Consider the following 14,587-nt stretch of genomic DNA (forward strand, 5'->3'; position numbering starts at 1 on the left):
TCAGCCGAGGAGGGCGCGGAGTCGGGGGTGATTCTCGACGAGGGCGGTCCGTTCGAGGACGGCGTCGACGCCCCAGACGCGGCCGGCGCCGAAGGCGATCAGCTGGGCGAAGAGGACGATCCGCAGGAGCTCGCCGGTGACGTAGGTGCCGGCGTAGCCGACGGTCGAGAGGTAGAAGACGGCGGCGAGGAAGGCCCCGAAGAAGGCCGCGAGCCGGGTGAACGCCCCGATGAGGACGCCGAGGCCGATGAGCACTTCACCGACGGGGATGGCGACGTTCGTGGCCGCGAGCAGGAACGGGGTGTTGGCGGCCCACGCGAGGAAGCCGTGCAGCCACCCGGGCGCGGCGGTGGTGCCGGCGACCAGCCACTGGCTGGCCGCGAACGGCTTCGCGCCGGCGTCCCAGAGGAACGCGAACTTCGCCAGTCCGGCGTGGAGCATCCACCACCCGAGCAGCAGGCGCGTGAGGAGGATCACGTACCCCGTCCACGAGCCGGCGGAGACGGGGGGCGTCTTCGCTTCGGCCGTCGCTACCATCGTTCGCCCTCCGTCGCGGACGGAGCCGATCGTCGGTCTCGCTCTCGTCGCGTCTCTCCCCGACGGCGGTCGTTCGCACACGGATCACCTCCGTGCCCGTCGCGTCCGGTGACCATGCTTTTAGGCTAGCCTAAACACTAATAGTCGTTTGGATCTCGACGAACGAGAGAGAATTGCCGCGGGAGGGGCGATGCCGATCGCCGGTCAGGCCGAGCCGTTGGCGTCGGTGCCGTTCGCGCCCGAATCGGACGACTCGGTCACGAGGATGTCCCCGACCATCCCCATGTTGACGTGCGGTTCGCAGACGACGTGATAGCTCCCGGGGACCGTGAACTCGTGTTCGTACGTGTGGCCCTGCCCGTAGATCTCCGTGACGCCGTCCCAGTCGGACTCGGCGGGCTTCTCCTCGACGACGATGTTGTGGTTGCCCGTCTGCCAGACGAAGCGGACGGTCGTCCCCGTGTCGATCGTCAGCGTCTCGTCCGTCCCCGGCCGGAAGGCGTAGTCCACGAGATCGCACTGGACGGTGTCCGGCGGCAGCGACGTCGTCGACTCCGCGGTTCCACCGCCGCCGCTCCCCCCGCAGCCGGCGAGCGCCGACGTGACTACCGTGCCCGCGCTCGCGAGGTACGCGCGTCGGTCCATACGTGAACGGGAGGACGGCGCGTCGAAAAGCGTGCCGGTACGGCCGCCTCCCGACCCGCTTAACCGCCGCGGTCCGTCGACGTCGGCTCCGAACCGCAGCTATATACTCGGGTCGCGCATATGCCGACCAACTGGCGATGCTGGTCGTGATCGTCTCCGTCGGCCTCCTCTACGCCGTCCTCGCGCGCCAGCGATCGCGCCGCTATCGACGCGCCGGCGCCGTCGCGCTCGCCGGCCACGTCTTCGTCGCCGTCGTCGTCCTCCCCGCCGTCCCCTACGACTGGGACGTCCCGCTCTTTCACGTCAACGCCCTGCGTATCCTCGCGGGCGGCGCGACCGACCCGTTCTCCGCCGTCGACGCCTTCGCGACCGTGCAGGCGCTCGTCTACGCCGTGTTCGGGACCGATACGACGGCGCTCGCGGTCGTCAACGGCCTGTTCGCCGTCCTCACGCCGCTCCCGCTGTGCGCGCTCGCCGACCGGCTCTATCCCGACCGGGAGGGCACCGACGGCCTCCGACTGCTCGCCCTCTTCTGTCCGCTCCCGTTCCTCTTCGCCAGCCTCCCGATGCGGGACGCGCTCTCCACCCTCCTCGCGGTCGCGCTCCTCGCCGTCGTCGTCCGCGCGGCGACGGAGCGCGCGCCGTTCGTCGCGCTCCTCGCCCCGCCGCTCTGGGGCGCGCTCTTCCTCCTCCGCGAGGAGCTCGCGCTTCTCGCGCTTCTCGCGGCGTGCGCCGCGGGGCTCGTCGTCGCCGCCGAACGGACCGCGGGCGTCCGCTCCCTCCGCGCGCTCCTCCCGCTGACGGTGCCCGTCGGCCTCGTCGGCGTCGCGCTGTTCGCGCTCGTCTTCCCCGTCGACGCGCTCGACGCGCGACTGCAGTACCGCGCGACCGGGAGCGCCGCCTACCTCGGCCACGTGACGTACGACACGTGGCTGGACGTCCTCCTCGCCGCACCGGTCCGCGCGCTCTACTTCCAGTTCGCCCCGTTCCCGCTCCACGTCGGCTCGGCGTTCGACCTGCTCGCGGCCGCGTCGCTCCCGCTCGTCGTCGCGCTCGCCGTCGCGGCGTACTGGTGTCTCACCCGCTACGAGACCGACCCCGCGGCGGCGCTCGCGCTGCTCGTCTTCTACGGCGGCGGCGTCGTCGGCTACGGGCTGATCGACGCGAACTACGGGACGACGGTGAGACACCGCGCGGTCTTCGTCTTCCTCCTCGGCGTCTTCGCCGCGCCGGCCCTCCAGCGGTGGCACGGCTCACTCCGGCGGCGGGTCGAGGTGGCGCTGAACGACGAGCGCGACGAGCGCGGCGACGAGGAGAAAGCTGAGGAACTTGATCGCCGCGCCGAGCGACGACGCGAGCACGGAGACGACGCTGGCGAGCGCGAACGACGCGAGTGCGCCGAGTAGGACGCGTTCGTCCGTGCACAGCGCGTAGACCGCGCTCTCTGCGGTCCAGCGCCGGAGCGTCCGCAGGGCGCGGTAGGTGGCCGACTCCCGGATCGCCGCCAGCAGGCGCACACCGGCGTCTCGCACGTCGGGGGCAAAACCGTCCACGGTTCTCACCCGACGCAAACCCGTTCGAGCAACGCCTCGACCCGGTCGGTGACGCGCGCCCACGTGTAGCCGGCGTCGAGGGCGTGTGCGCGACACGCCGCGCTCGCCCTCGCTCGCGCGCCGTCGTCCGTCCGGTGCCACGCCGCGAGCGCCTCCGCGAGCGCCGCCGAATCGCCCGGCGGGACGAGACAGCGCGCGGGGATCGCGGGCTCCGATTCGAGCGGCCCGAGTATCTCGGGCGTCGCGCCCGCCGTCGTCCCGACCACCGGCGTTCCCGCCGCGAGCGCCTCGACCGTGGCGAGACCGAACCCCTCGTGAGCGAGCGTCGGGAGGACGAACGCGTCGGAGCGCGCGTACGTCGCGGGGAGGCGTTCCTCGGGGACGTAGCCCGCGAACGTCACCCGGTCCGCCACCCCCCGCGCCGCCGCCCGCGCTTCCAGCCCCTCCCGCTCCGGGCCCGCGCCGCCGATCGTCAACCCGACGTCCGCGCCCGACGCGACGACCGCCGCGAACGCGTCGACGAGCGTGTGGAGTCCCATCCGCGGCGTGAGGCGGCGGACCGTGAGGAACTCCGTGCGGTGCCGGTCGGCGACCCGGTTTTTCGCCGCCGTCGAGGGCTCGCCGCCGGCCGCGTGCGGCGCGAACCGCTCGGCGTCCGCGCCGCCCGGGAGCACCGTGATCGGCGGGGCGTCAGGGTGGGCGGCCGCGACGCGTTCGCGCATGAACTCGCTCAGGACGACTGTCGCGTCGCTCCGCGCGAGCGTCCGGTCCTCGATCCGGTCCCGGAGGGTCCGGTTCGCCCACCGCCACGGGCGTTCGAGTCCCGACGCGTCGGGCGCGCGCTCGTCGTACTCGGTCGCCCAGAGGCCGTGGACCGTGTAGGTCCGCGGGACGGCGTCGGGGAGCGCCAGGTCGACGCCGAACGAGCCCAGCGCGCCGTGAAAGCAGGCGACGTCGATCGACGCGTCGCGTTCGATCGCGCGCACCCGCCGTTCGACGGCGCGCAGCGTCCACGGGAGCCGCGGGATCGACGCCCGATAGCGGCGGACGTCCATCCCGGCGACCGTCTCGCGCGCCGGGGCGTCGCCGCGCCGCCGCGTGAGCACGGACACCCGGTGGCCGCGCGCGGCGAGCCGTCGGCCGACCTCGTAGTTGTACCGGCCGGACCCGGTGGCTTCGGGCTCCGGGAAGAGGTTGTTCGTCGCGGCGAGCACGTGCATACCCGACGGCACACTGGGCGCGCGGGTGAGCCTTTCGCTCGGCCCGGAGCGCGGCGGACGTCGCGCGTCGCGCGACGAAAGAAAGACTGATTCGCGCGTCCGCCCGAACGCGGGGTATGGACGCCCGTTCGCGCCTGTCGCGTGCGCTTGGTACCCCGCGGCTCTTCTTGCGTCACGCGAACCGGCTCTACCACCGCCGCTTCGGCCTGCGGAGCCACGACACCGCCGGCGACGACCCCTTCGACGCGGAGTGGGACACGCTCGTGCTCCTCGACGGCTGTCGTTACGATACGTTCGCGCGACGCGCCGACCTCCCGGGGACGCTCGAACGCCGACGCTCGCCCGCGGCCTCGACGGTCGAGTTCCTCCGCGCGACCGTCGACGGCCGGGACCTCCGCGATACGGTGTACGTCACCGCGAACCCCCAGCTCCGCCAGCACGACGACGTCGACGCGAGCTTCCACGCCGTCGTCGACGTCTGGCGCGAGGACGGTTGGGACGACGAGACCGGCACGGTGCTCCCGGAGACGATGACGGCCTCCGCCCGAGAGGCCGCCCGCGACTACCCCGAAAAGCGCCTCGTCGTCCACTACATGCAACCCCACTACCCCTTCGTCGAGGCCGACACGACGGTCGATAAGGGCCACCTCGACGGTTCGATCGACGGCGAGAACGTCTGGAATCGCCTCCTCGCGGGCGACGCGGACGTCGACCCCGAGGTGGTCAGGGACCTCTACGCGGAGAACCTCGATCGCGCGCTCCCGCACGTCGCCGCGCTCCTCGACGACCTCGGCGGCCGGACGGTCGTCACCGCCGATCACGGCAACATGCTCGGCGAGCGCGCGTTCCCCATCCCGTACCGTGAGTGGGGCCACCCGCGCGGGCTCTACACGGACGAACTCGTCACCGTCCCGTGGCTCGTCGTCGAGCGCGGCGAGCGACGGACGATCACGCGGGGCGAGTCGGACCGGGCCGGGCGCGGCGACGACGCCGTCGTGCGAGAGCGCCTGCGCGATCTCGGCTACGCCGAATGACTCTCGATCTCGGGTTCCTCCATCCGACGTATCCGGCGAGCGAGGGCACGGGCGCGTCGCACAGCGCCACCCGGATCGTCGCGGAGGTAGCGGCGCGCGGCCACGACGTGACCGTCTACTGTCGCGAGACGCCCGGGGACGACGCGACCGCGCCCGCCGGCGCGACGCTGCGCTCGCTCGATCGCTCGGGCTACCCCTACCACACCGGGCAGCAGTTCGACCGCGCGCTCCGCGACGTCCGCGCCGACCTCGCCGCCCACGACGTCGTCCACAGCTACGTCATGAACGCCCTCCCGGTGCTCGGCGACCTCGCGCGCGAGACGGACACCGCGACCGTCCTAACGCTGAACGCCTACGGCGCGGTCTGCCCGAAGAACGACCTCCGGTACATGGACCGGGAGCCCTGCACGTCGAACGGCCTAGCGAAGTGTACGGCGTGTGCGCTCGCCACGAGCCCCGGCCACGACGAGTACGGCGCGCCGTACCGCGCCGCGAGCCGCCTCGGCTATCTCGACCTCGTCCGCCGAGGGGAGCGCGTCGCCGACGCGGTCGACGCCTACCACGCACTCTCGGGGCACATCGAGGCGACGTACGGCGAGTTCGGCTTCCCCACCGAGCGCTTCGCGGTCGTCCCGAACCTCCTCGACGAGCGCTTCGACCGCCCCCACGAGAGCGGCTTCGAGCCGCCCTACGACCTCCTCTACGTCGGCTCGCTCGACGAGCACAAGGGCGTCGACCGCCTCGTCCCCGCGCTCGCCCGACTGAACGCCGACTCGGACGACGACTACCGGCTGACCGTGGTCGGGGACGGGGGCCTGCGATCCGACGTCGAGGCGCGGGCGGCCGACGCGGGACTCGCCGACGCCGTGACGTGCACCGGCTGGATGGCGAACGACGACCTCCCCGGGGTCTTCGCGCGCCACGACTGCTTTCTCTACCCCGGTCGGTGGGACGAGCCGTTCGGCCGGGTGTTCCTCGAAGCCCTCGGGACCGGAACGCCGGTGGTGGCCACGGACGTCGGGAGCGTCGCGGACATCGTCGGCGCGGGGGGACGCGTCGTCGAGGGCGGCGTCGACGCGCTCGCCGCGGGGGTGCGGGACCTCGCCGACGACGGATTCGAGCGCGCGTCGCGGGCGGCGCGCGAGCGCGTCGACGACTACCGACCCGCGACGGTCGTCCCGCAGTTCATCGCGCTCTACGAGCGGGCGCGCGAACGCGCTCGACGGTGGTGAAGACGTGCGCGTGCGCACGCGATGAGCGACGCTAGCCGCGGCGTTGTGCGCCGTAGAGGTCGGCGTAGACGCCGCCTGCCTCGACGAGCTCCGCGTGTCGGCCGGATTCGACGACGCGGCCGTCCGCGAGCGCGTAGATGCGATCGGCGGTGCGGACGGTCGAGAGGCGGTGGGCGACGGTGAAGACGACGTAGTCGCGCTCCATCGACTCGATGGCGCGCTGGACGTCGCGTTCGAGCCGGGAGTCGAGGTCGCTCGTCGCCTCGTCGAGCACGAGCACGTCCGCGTCGGCGAGGAGCGCGCGCGCGAGCGCGACGCGCTGTTTCTGCCCGCCGGAGAGGCGGACGCCGTCGTCACCGAGGCGCGTCCCGTAGCCGTTCGGGAGGTCGTCGAGGAACTCGTCGACGCGCGCGAGCTCGCAGACGCGTTCGAGCTCGGCGTCCGTCGCGTCCCGATCGGCGAGCGTGAGGTTGTAGCGGAGCGTGTCGTCGAAGACGTAGGGGTCCTGTCGGACGACGGCGACGCGCTCGCGCCACGCGTCCACCGGCATCTCGGTGATCGGCGTCCCGTTCGCGCGGATCTCGCCGCCGTCGGGGTCGTAGAGGCGGGCGAGGAGCGAGACGATCGTCGACTTCCCCGCGCCCGACGAGCCGACGAACGCGACGAACTCACCGGCCTCGGCGGTGAAGCTCACGCCGTCGAGGACCGTCGCTTCGTCGTCGTAGGCGAACGTCACGTCGTCGAACGCCACGGACGTCACGCGCTCGGGGACGGGCGCCGTCCCGCCCTCGGGTTCGGCGTGGCCGGCGAGCTCCGCCGTGAACACCCGCGTGCGCACGAGGTGCGGGAGGTCGTTCTCGACCTGGTAGAGGAGCTCGTGGGCGCGACTCGCCTTCGGGCCGAGGCGGAACGCCGCGAAGAGGAAGAGCCCGAGCGAGCCGAGGCCCAGATTGGCGTACGTGAGCGCGGCGTAGACGAGGCCGAAGACGGAGACGGCGACGGCGAACTGATAGCAGTTCGTGATCGCCGCCTCGTTGCGCCGGAGGGTGATCCGGGCGTCGGTGTAGCGCTCGACCGCGGCCCGGAAGGTGTCGTACACCTCCTCGCGGAGGCCGAACAGCCGGACGTCGCGGATGCCCTGGGTTCCGGCCTGCGCGGCCGACTGGCGCCGCTCGTTCGCGTCCGCGACGGCCGCGCCGACGTCGTAGCCGGAGTCGACGACGCGGTGGACGACGACCGTCACGCCGCCGAGGACGACGGCGGTGGCGACGGTGAGCGTCGGGGAGACGAGGAGCGCGATGAGGCCGTAGGCGAACGCGAGCATCGACTGCTCGACGAAGAGGACGACGCGCTTGATGACGCGGCCGGCGTAGAACGTCTGCGTGACGAGCGCGTTCAGGACGTCGTCGGAGCCCGCCTCGTCGTAGTAGGCGATGCGGGCGTCGAGGGCGCGCTCGAAGGCGCGCAGTTGGAGGTCGCGGACGTAATACGTCCGCAGCGCCTCGCGGAGCCACGCGACGAGGAAGCTCGACGCGAAGCGGACGGCCATCACGACGGCGACGCCGGCGACGGCCGTGCCGAGCGTGAGCGGGACGCCGACGGCGCGGTACGCCCGGACGAACAGGCCGCCGATCCCGTCCGTCGCGGGCCGTCCCGCGGTACCGACGAGTTCGATGATCGGGAGGACGAAGCTCAGCCCGACCCCCTCCAGGACGGCCGCGAGGAGGCCGAGCAGGACGATGCCGGCGGTGAGACGCGGGCTGTACGCGGCGACGCCGGCGAGCGCGTCGAGTTTCTCCCGTCGGGTGGCGGTCGGGAGGTCGTCGTCCGTCATGCGCCCGCCGCTCGGCTCCCGGGGCGGGGCGCGCGTGCCCGCGTAGACGAAACGCCTTTGTCGCCTCCGGCGAAGGGTCGAGTATTCGACTTCCCACACATGAACGCGTTCACAGTCTGGGTGGGTTTCGGCCGGGGGAACCATGAGGCTTGTCGATGAGGACGGGCGGCTGTTCGGCCGCGTCAACGTCGTCGACGCCGTCGTCGTCCTCGTCGTCCTCGCCGCGGTCGTCGCGGGCGTCGTCGCGTTCGTCCCGCTCGGCGGTGGGGGCGAGCAGGCGACGCGCTACGCGACCGTCGACCTCGGTACGCAACCGCCCGCGGCGGCCGAGCGCATCGAAGCGGGCGATCGCTCCGCGGACGGGGACGTCGTCGTCACCGACACGTACGTCGGGCCCGCCGCGGACGGCGCGAACGCGTCCGTCGTCGTCCGCGTCCGCGTGAACGGGACGCTGGCCGGCGACGGGGACGACCGCGTCTTCGAGCGCGACGGCGAACCGCTCCGTCGCGGCGACGCGCTCTCCTTCGAGACGCCGAGCTACGCCGTCTCGGGCGACGTGCTCCGGGTCGATGCGGACGGCGAGACGCTGCCCGTCGGCTCGCTCCCCGTCCTCCTCGAAGCGACGCTCTCGCCGGCCACCGCAGACGCCGTCTCGGTCGGCGACACGTCCCGAATCGACGACCGACGGACCGCGCGCGTCACGGGCGTCACGACCGCCCCGGTGGCGAACGGGAGCGACCGGCGGGCGCTGCTCGGCGTGCGGGTACACACGCTGAATCGCTCCGGGAGCACGTACTTCGGCGCGACGCCCGTGAAGGTCGGCGAGTCCCTCCGCTTCGACACGGACCAGTACGCGCTGACGGGGACGGTGGCGCGGTGGGGGAACGCCTCGCCGCCGGGGTCGCCGACGACGACGACGGCCGTCGTCTCGCTCACCGACGTCGCCCCGACCGTCGCGGACGGCCTCCGGGCGGGGTTGGTCGAGCGCCGCGACGGCCGGACGACGGCGCGGATCACCGACATCCGCACGGAGAACGCGACGGTGGTGCTCACGAGCGACGACGGCCACATCTACGAGCGAGAGCACCCCGAGAACGTGGACGTCGAACTCACCGTCGACCTCCGAACGCGCGCGACGGCGGACGGTCTGCGCTTCCACACGCGCGCGCTCCGTGAGGGAACGCGCGTGACGCTCGACTTCCGGACGGTCGCGGTCGATGGCACCGTCACGCGAATCCGTGGGTAGGCGTCCCGACGATCGGATGTAGTCGGTCCCACGGCCCGAGCGCAACCCTTTTCAGGTGCGCCTAAAAAATACTATCGAGAACCGTGAACGGAGGATCGACACCGACCCGTCACACCGGCGGGCGGCGGGTGAGCGAACGTGTCCGCGGTGACGCGATATGACCTGTCCGCGCGAGGCCGTCGGGTCGACGTACAGCTATCGGACGGTCGCCGAGTCCGGTGCCGAACTCGGCTTCCGGGAGGTGTCGCTCGACCGGGACCTCGGTCGACTGCACGCGTGGTTGAACAGCGACCACGTGCTCCCCTACTGGCAGCAGGACGACCCGCTGCCGGTGGTCCGGGACACGATCAGCGAGCGCGCCGCCGACGAGCACCAGACGCTCTACGTCGGCTACCGCGACCACGTCCCGATGAGCTACTGGGAGTCCTACTGGGCGGCCCACGACCGCCTCGCGGACCACTACGACGCCGAGCCGGCCGATCAGGGCATCCACCTCCTCATCGGCCCGACGGAGTACCTCGGCCGCGGCTACGCCGCGCCGCTCATCCGCGCGATGGTCGACTTCCAGTTCCAACACCCCCGGACGGATCGGATCGTCACGGAGCCCGACGCCCGCAACGAGCGCGCGATCCGCGCCTTCGCGGCCGCGGGGTTCGAGCGCCGCGGCGAGATCAAGTTCCCCGACAAGACCGCCCAGTTCATGGTCCGGGAACGCGAGACGACCGCGCCCGATGAGTGAGGACGTGTACGACCTCGTCGGCGTCGGCGTCGGTCCGTTCAACCTCGGGCTCGCCGCCCTCCTCGACGACGTCGAAGCCGACTGCGACGCCGCCTTCCTCGAACAGCGCGCCGCGTTCGACTGGCACGAGGACATGCTCATCGAGGGGACGACGCTCGAAGTGCCGTTCCTCGCGGACCTCGTCACGATGGTCGACCCGACGAGCCCGTACAGTTACCTCAACTACCTCCGCGCGGAGAACCGCCTCTACGAGTTCTACTTCTACGAGGAGTTCTTCCTCCCGCGTCGCGAGTACAACGCCTACTGCCGATGGGTGGCCGAACAGCTCCCGTCGCTCCGGTTCCGCCGGCGCGTCACGTCCATCGACGTCGAGGACGACGGGGACGCCTATCGCCTCACCGCGATCGACCCCGAGACGGGCGAGCGCGAGACGTACCTGACCGAGAACGTCGTCGTCGGCATCGGCACGCGCCCGCGCGTCCCGGACCGATTCGCGGACGTCCGCGGCGACGACGTCTTCCACACGGCGAGCTACCTCGGGAACCGCGAGCGGTGTCTCAACGCCGAGCGGATCACCGTCGTCGGCTCCGGGCAGAGCGCGGCGGAAGTCGTCCGCGACCTCCTCGAACGCCAGCCCGAGCACGGCTACGCGCTCGACTGGCTCACCCGCTCGCGCGGGTTCTTCCAGATGGCCGACGCCAAGCTCGGCCACATGATCTACACGCCCGACTACACCGACTACTTCTACGACCTCGATCAGGCGACGAAGGACGAGCTCCGCGAGGGACAGACCCTCCTCTACAAGGGGATCGACGAGCGGACGAGCGCGGCGATCTACGACCTGCTCTACGAGGGGTCGATCGGCGCCGCAGAGCCCGACGTCGGGATGCTCGCCGCGACCGAGGTACGGGAGATTGGGCCCGCGCCCGACGGCGACGGCTACGCCCTCCTCTGCGAGCAGTGGCAGGAGAGCGAGCGCTTCGTGCAGGAGAGCGACGTCGTCGTGCTCGGCACGGGGTACGAACGCGTCGAGCCGCCGTTCGCCGCGGGACTCGCCGACCGCCTCGAACGCGACGACGCGGGGCGACTCGACGTCACCCGCGACTTCCGACTCAGCGGCGACGACCTCCCGGGTGAGATATACGTCCAGAACGCCGAGATCCACACGCACGGGATCAACGCGCCCGATCTCGGCCTCGGTCCGTATCGGAACGCGGTCATCCTCGACGGCCTGCTGGCGGCGTCGCCCTACGGGACCGAGCTCGCCGACGTCTTCCAGAGCTTCTCGGTCGACGACTACCTCGCGCGCCGCGAGAGCGCCCGCCGCGTCGCGGCCCCTCCGAATCCCGACGATTAGCATGGTCGGGCTCTCCGGCGTCGTCGGCGCGGGCGCCACCGAGACCGAGGTCGACACCGTCCCCGCCACCGTCGACGACGAGGTCCGCGGGACGCACCGAGCCGACGGCGTCGCGGTCCGTACCGCGTTCCACCGGGGCGCGAGCGTCGAGCAGCCGGTCACCGCGCCCGACGGCGCGCTGATCTGGGTCTGGGGCGAGGTGTACGGCGTCGGGGACGGCGACGAGCGCGAGCGCGTCGATCCGCGCGAGACGGCGCGCGTCTGCGCCGCGCAGTCCGCCGCGCACGGCCGGTCGTTCCCCGACCGTCTCGACGGCGAGTTCGCGGGCGTCCGCTACGATCCAGAGACGGGACGCGCCACGCTCTTCACGGATCGCCTCGGCGCGCACCCGCTCTACTACGCCGTCGGCGACGACGCGCTCGCCTTCTCGACGAGCGTCCAGAGCGTCCCCGAAGTCGACGGCGCGGCGTTCGCCTTCGCCCCCGACTACCTCGCCGAGTACCTCTACGCGCGCCGAACGTTCGGCACGCGGACGCCGGTCGCGGGGATCGACCAGCTTGCGCCCGCGACGACCGTCGCGTACGACCCGGCCGACGGCGGGCTCGACGAGCGGCGCTACTGGGCGCCACGATACCGCCCGGTGGACCGGCCGCTCTCGCACTACGTGGACGAACTCGCCGAGCGCTTCGCGGCCGCCGTCGCCGACCGCACGGCGGACGACCGGGCCGCGGGCCTGCTACTGAGCGGCGGGAGCGACTCGCGGGCGGTGCTCGCGGCCGCGGGGGAGGGCGCGGACGCGAGCGCGGTCGGGGACAGGCGCGAGCGGGCGGGCGGAAGCGGGGGCGGAGAGCCGATCCGCGCCTACCACATGAACGACGGCTGGAACCGCGAGGCGCGGATCGCGCGGCGGATCGCGGACACCGGAGACGCGCCGTTCACGCTCCTCGACCGCGGGCCGTCGTACCACGAGACGCTCTTGGAGCGCGCCGCGCCGATCCAAGAGTTCATCGGCCCGTTCAACACCGGCCACGCGCTCGGGTTCGCGTCGGAGCTCGCCGCCGACGTCGACGTCCTGCTCACCGGTCTCTACAGCGACTCGCTCTTCGGGCCGTGGAGCGTCCCCTCGCCGGAGGTCCCGCTGCCGTACGGTGCGAGCCTCCCGCTCCCGATCACCGACCTCCCCGAGACCGTCGAGGAGTACGCCGCCGCCCACGCGGCCTCGCAGCCGGCGCGCGATCCCGACTACCTCGACGCGCCGCCGCTCGATCAGCTCGTCCGCGAGAACGTCCGCGAGGGCATCGCGTCGATCGATCACCACGGCGTCGACCACCCGGACGTGGAGCGCCTCGCGCTGAGCGAGTTCTACTACCCGATCACGAACGGCATCGGCTTCGACCTCTACAGCGCGCTCCAGATCGCGCCGACGCGCAACCCCTTCCTCGACCGGCGACTCGTCGACCTCCACCTCGAGATCCCCCTGCGATACCGCCTCCGGCACGACCTCGTCGCGCTCGCGCTCGAACGCCTCGACGAGGAGCTGGCGGCGATCCCACACCCGAGCACGCGGCTCCCGCTCACCGCGCCGCACCTCGCGCACGTCGTCGCCGCGCCCGCGTCGAGCCTCCTCGACAAGCTCCGCGGCGGGCGCGACTCGTACCGGACGTGGGGGCCGTGGCAGGACAAGGACGCGCTGCTCCGCGAGCGCGACTTCGTCGGCGACGCGCTCCGCGAGGCGGACGACGTCGTCCGCGCGCTCCCGGGCGTCGATCGGGACGCCGCGTGGGAGACGTACCGGCGCCACCGCGCGGGCGAGATCGACGCCGGCGAGGAGCTCTACCGACTCCTGACGGTCGCCGCGACGCCGCTGGCGGCGCGACTCGTCGGAGACGACAGCGAATAGCGGAGCAGACGATCCGCGGGGGCGGCGCGAGCGAGGGGGAGGGCCGTATGAGGCGGGAGCGATGGGGGGGCGACGCGGGTGAGACGAGGCGGGGACGACGCGACGCGCGGGAGAGCGCGTCGGAGGGAGAGGCGAAGCGCGACCGGCGTGGCGTCGCGTGCGTCAGCGCTCGAACCACTGGAGCGGGTGGTCCGCGACGACGTCGACGGTGACGGGCCGTCCGACGTCGAAGAGCTCCGTGTGGTTGTGCATGCAGTGGATGCTGTCTCCCTCGGTCGTCTCGACGCGGTAGACGAACGAGGGGCCCTGGTACTGGCGCTGCGTGAGCCGGCCGTCGGCGGTCGCCTCGTCCGCGGCGGGGCGGGCCTGGAGGTCGTCCGGGCGGACGAGCACGTCGATCGTCGTGCCGTCGGGGAGATCGAGACCCGGGAAGTGCGCGGCGTCGAGGCGGCCGATGTCGGTCTCGACGGCGTCGCCGTCGACGCGGCCCGTGAGGAAGCCGGCCTGTCCGAGGAAAGAGGCGACGAAGCGCGACGTCGGGCGCTCGAAGATGCGCTCGGGGCGACCGATCTGCTGGAGGCGCCCGTCGTTCATCACGCCGACGCGGTCGGCGATGGAGAGCGCCTCCTCCTGGTCGTGCGTCACCCAGATGGCAGTGACGCCGGTCTCGTCGATGATGCGACGCATCTCCTCGCGCATCGAGACGCGGAGCGCCACGTCGAGGTTCGAGAGGGGTTCGTCGAGGAGGAGGACGTCCGGTTCGGGGGCGAGCGATCGCGCGAGCGCGATCCGCTGTTTCTGCCCGCCGGAGAGCTCTTCGGGGTAGTGCTCGGCGTGGTCGTCGAGACCGACGAGTTCGAGCAGTTGCGCGACGCGCGCCTCGCGCTCCTCGGCCGGCCGATCGTCGATCCCGAACGCGACGTTCTCGGCGGCGTTCAGGTGCGGGAACAGCGCGAAGTCCTGGAACACCAGCCCAATGTCGTGCTCCTCGGGCGGGACGAACGCGCCGGCGTCGGGATCCGCGAGCGTCCGGTCGCCGAGGGTGATCGTGCCGGCGTCGGCGCGTTCGAGGCCCGCGATCATCCGGAGCGTCGTGGTCTTCCCACAGCCGGAGGGGCCGAGGAGCGCGAGGATCTCCCCGTCGACGACGGACATGGAGAGGTCGTCGACGGCGGTCTCGGGGCCGTACGTCTTGGTGATCCCGGACAGCGCGAGCACCGTCTCGGCGTCGGCGTCGGCGCTGTCCGCTGTGGGCGATGCGTCGGAGCGTCGGTGAGTCGTGCGTGACAT

At 72.3% G+C, this 14,587-nt stretch carries 12 protein-coding genes; 7 read left to right on the forward strand and 5 right to left on the reverse strand.

Going from position 1 to position 14,587, the window contains the following annotated elements; all coding sequences use genetic code 11:
- Both IEX91_RS03470 and IEX91_RS03475 read right to left on the reverse strand, forming a co-directional pair.
- Entirely contained in the window at positions 1-537 is a 537-nt protein-coding gene (locus IEX91_RS03470; protein WP_188877124.1) for a TQO small subunit DoxD, read from the reverse strand.
- 204 nt (positions 538-741) lie between these two features.
- The gene (locus IEX91_RS03475; RefSeq protein ID WP_188877125.1) at positions 742-1,182 is read right to left on the reverse strand and encodes a plastocyanin/azurin family copper-binding protein; all 441 of its coding nucleotides are present in this window, start codon (positions 1,180-1,182) and stop codon (positions 742-744) included.
- Between the two features lie 137 nt (positions 1,183-1,319).
- Here IEX91_RS03475 and IEX91_RS03480 point away from each other — a divergent pair, with 137 nt between their 5' ends.
- Positions 1,320-2,588, forward strand: coding sequence for a coiled-coil domain-containing protein (locus tag IEX91_RS03480; RefSeq protein ID WP_188877126.1), 1,269 nt, complete (start codon positions 1,320-1,322; stop codon positions 2,586-2,588).
- A 152-nt stretch (positions 2,589-2,740) separates the two neighbouring features.
- Here IEX91_RS03480 and IEX91_RS03485 read toward each other — a convergent pair whose 3' ends face one another.
- A complete protein-coding gene (locus tag IEX91_RS03485) occupies positions 2,741-3,955 on the reverse strand; it encodes a glycosyltransferase family 4 protein (RefSeq protein ID WP_188877127.1) in 1,215 nt (404 codons plus the stop codon).
- Between the two features lie 116 nt (positions 3,956-4,071).
- On the opposite strand from IEX91_RS03485, the gene IEX91_RS03490 reads away from it, so the two are divergent.
- Together IEX91_RS03490 and IEX91_RS03495 are read left to right on the forward strand one after the other, a co-directional pair.
- A complete protein-coding gene (locus IEX91_RS03490; protein WP_188877128.1) occupies positions 4,072-4,989 on the forward strand; it encodes an alkaline phosphatase family protein in 918 nt (305 codons plus the stop codon).
- Positions 4,986-6,221 (forward strand): glycosyltransferase family 4 protein, encoded by a 1,236-nt coding sequence (locus IEX91_RS03495; protein ID WP_188877129.1) that lies wholly within the window; start codon positions 4,986-4,988, stop codon positions 6,219-6,221. The genes IEX91_RS03490 and IEX91_RS03495 overlap by 4 nt, the downstream gene beginning before the upstream one ends.
- A 31-nt stretch (positions 6,222-6,252) precedes the next feature.
- Here IEX91_RS03495 and IEX91_RS03500 read toward each other — a convergent pair whose 3' ends face one another.
- Positions 6,253-8,055, reverse strand: coding sequence for an ABC transporter ATP-binding protein (locus IEX91_RS03500; protein ID WP_188877130.1), 1,803 nt, complete (start codon positions 8,053-8,055; stop codon positions 6,253-6,255).
- Between the two features lie 142 nt (positions 8,056-8,197).
- Between IEX91_RS03500 and IEX91_RS03505 the strand changes: the two genes are divergently transcribed.
- The 4 genes from IEX91_RS03505 to IEX91_RS03520 all read left to right on the forward strand — a co-directional run bounded on the left by IEX91_RS03505 (position 8,198) and on the right by IEX91_RS03520 (position 13,297).
- A complete protein-coding gene (locus IEX91_RS03505) occupies positions 8,198-9,301 on the forward strand; it encodes a DUF4330 domain-containing protein (protein ID WP_188877132.1) in 1,104 nt (367 codons plus the stop codon).
- Positions 9,302-9,458: 157 nt separating this feature from the next.
- Positions 9,459-10,040, forward strand: a complete 582-nt coding sequence (locus IEX91_RS03510; RefSeq protein WP_188877133.1) for a GNAT family N-acetyltransferase — start codon at positions 9,459-9,461, stop codon at positions 10,038-10,040.
- A complete protein-coding gene (locus IEX91_RS03515) occupies positions 10,033-11,397 on the forward strand; it encodes a lysine N(6)-hydroxylase/L-ornithine N(5)-oxygenase family protein (RefSeq protein WP_188877134.1) in 1,365 nt (454 codons plus the stop codon). Before IEX91_RS03510 ends, IEX91_RS03515 begins: the two co-directional genes overlap by 8 nt.
- 1 nt (position 11,398) lies before the next feature.
- Entirely contained in the window at positions 11,399-13,297 is a 1,899-nt protein-coding gene (locus IEX91_RS03520) for an asparagine synthase-related protein (protein WP_188877135.1), read from the forward strand.
- 162 nt (positions 13,298-13,459) lie between these two features.
- On the opposite strand, the gene IEX91_RS03525 is transcribed toward IEX91_RS03520, so the two are convergent.
- Positions 13,460-14,587, reverse strand: coding sequence for an ABC transporter ATP-binding protein (locus IEX91_RS03525; RefSeq protein ID WP_188877136.1), 1,128 nt, complete (start codon positions 14,585-14,587; stop codon positions 13,460-13,462).

It is taken from the genome of Halarchaeum nitratireducens, assembly GCF_014647155.1.
GTDB lineage: Archaea > Halobacteriota > Halobacteria > Halobacteriales > Halobacteriaceae > Halarchaeum > Halarchaeum nitratireducens.

Excerpts from the sequence above, each read along its gene's own strand:
- IEX91_RS03485 (WP_188877127.1), bottom strand. The coding sequence starts at position 3,955 with ATGCACGTGCTCGCCGCGACGAACAACCTCTTCCCGGAGCCCGAAGCC.
- IEX91_RS03500 (WP_188877130.1), bottom strand. The coding sequence starts at position 8,055 with ATGACGGACGACGACCTCCCGACCGCCACCCGACGGGAGAAACTCGAC.
- IEX91_RS03490 (WP_188877128.1), top strand. The coding sequence starts at position 4,072 with ATGGACGCCCGTTCGCGCCTGTCGCGTGCGCTTGGTACCCCGCGGCTC.
- IEX91_RS03525 (WP_188877136.1), bottom strand. The coding sequence starts at position 14,587 with ATGTCACGCACGACTCACCGACGCTCCGACGCATCGCCCACAGCGGAC.
- IEX91_RS03495 (WP_188877129.1), top strand. The coding sequence starts at position 4,986 with ATGACTCTCGATCTCGGGTTCCTCCATCCGACGTATCCGGCGAGCGAG.
- IEX91_RS03510 (WP_188877133.1), top strand. The coding sequence starts at position 9,459 with ATGACCTGTCCGCGCGAGGCCGTCGGGTCGACGTACAGCTATCGGACG.
- IEX91_RS03480 (WP_188877126.1), top strand. The coding sequence starts at position 1,320 with ATGCTGGTCGTGATCGTCTCCGTCGGCCTCCTCTACGCCGTCCTCGCG.
- IEX91_RS03475 (WP_188877125.1), bottom strand. The coding sequence starts at position 1,182 with ATGGACCGACGCGCGTACCTCGCGAGCGCGGGCACGGTAGTCACGTCG.
- IEX91_RS03505 (WP_188877132.1), top strand. The coding sequence starts at position 8,198 with ATGAGGCTTGTCGATGAGGACGGGCGGCTGTTCGGCCGCGTCAACGTC.
- IEX91_RS03470 (WP_188877124.1), bottom strand. The coding sequence starts at position 537 with ATGGTAGCGACGGCCGAAGCGAAGACGCCCCCCGTCTCCGCCGGCTCG.
- IEX91_RS03515 (WP_188877134.1), top strand. The coding sequence starts at position 10,033 with ATGAGTGAGGACGTGTACGACCTCGTCGGCGTCGGCGTCGGTCCGTTC.
- IEX91_RS03520 (WP_188877135.1), top strand. The coding sequence starts at position 11,399 with ATGGTCGGGCTCTCCGGCGTCGTCGGCGCGGGCGCCACCGAGACCGAG.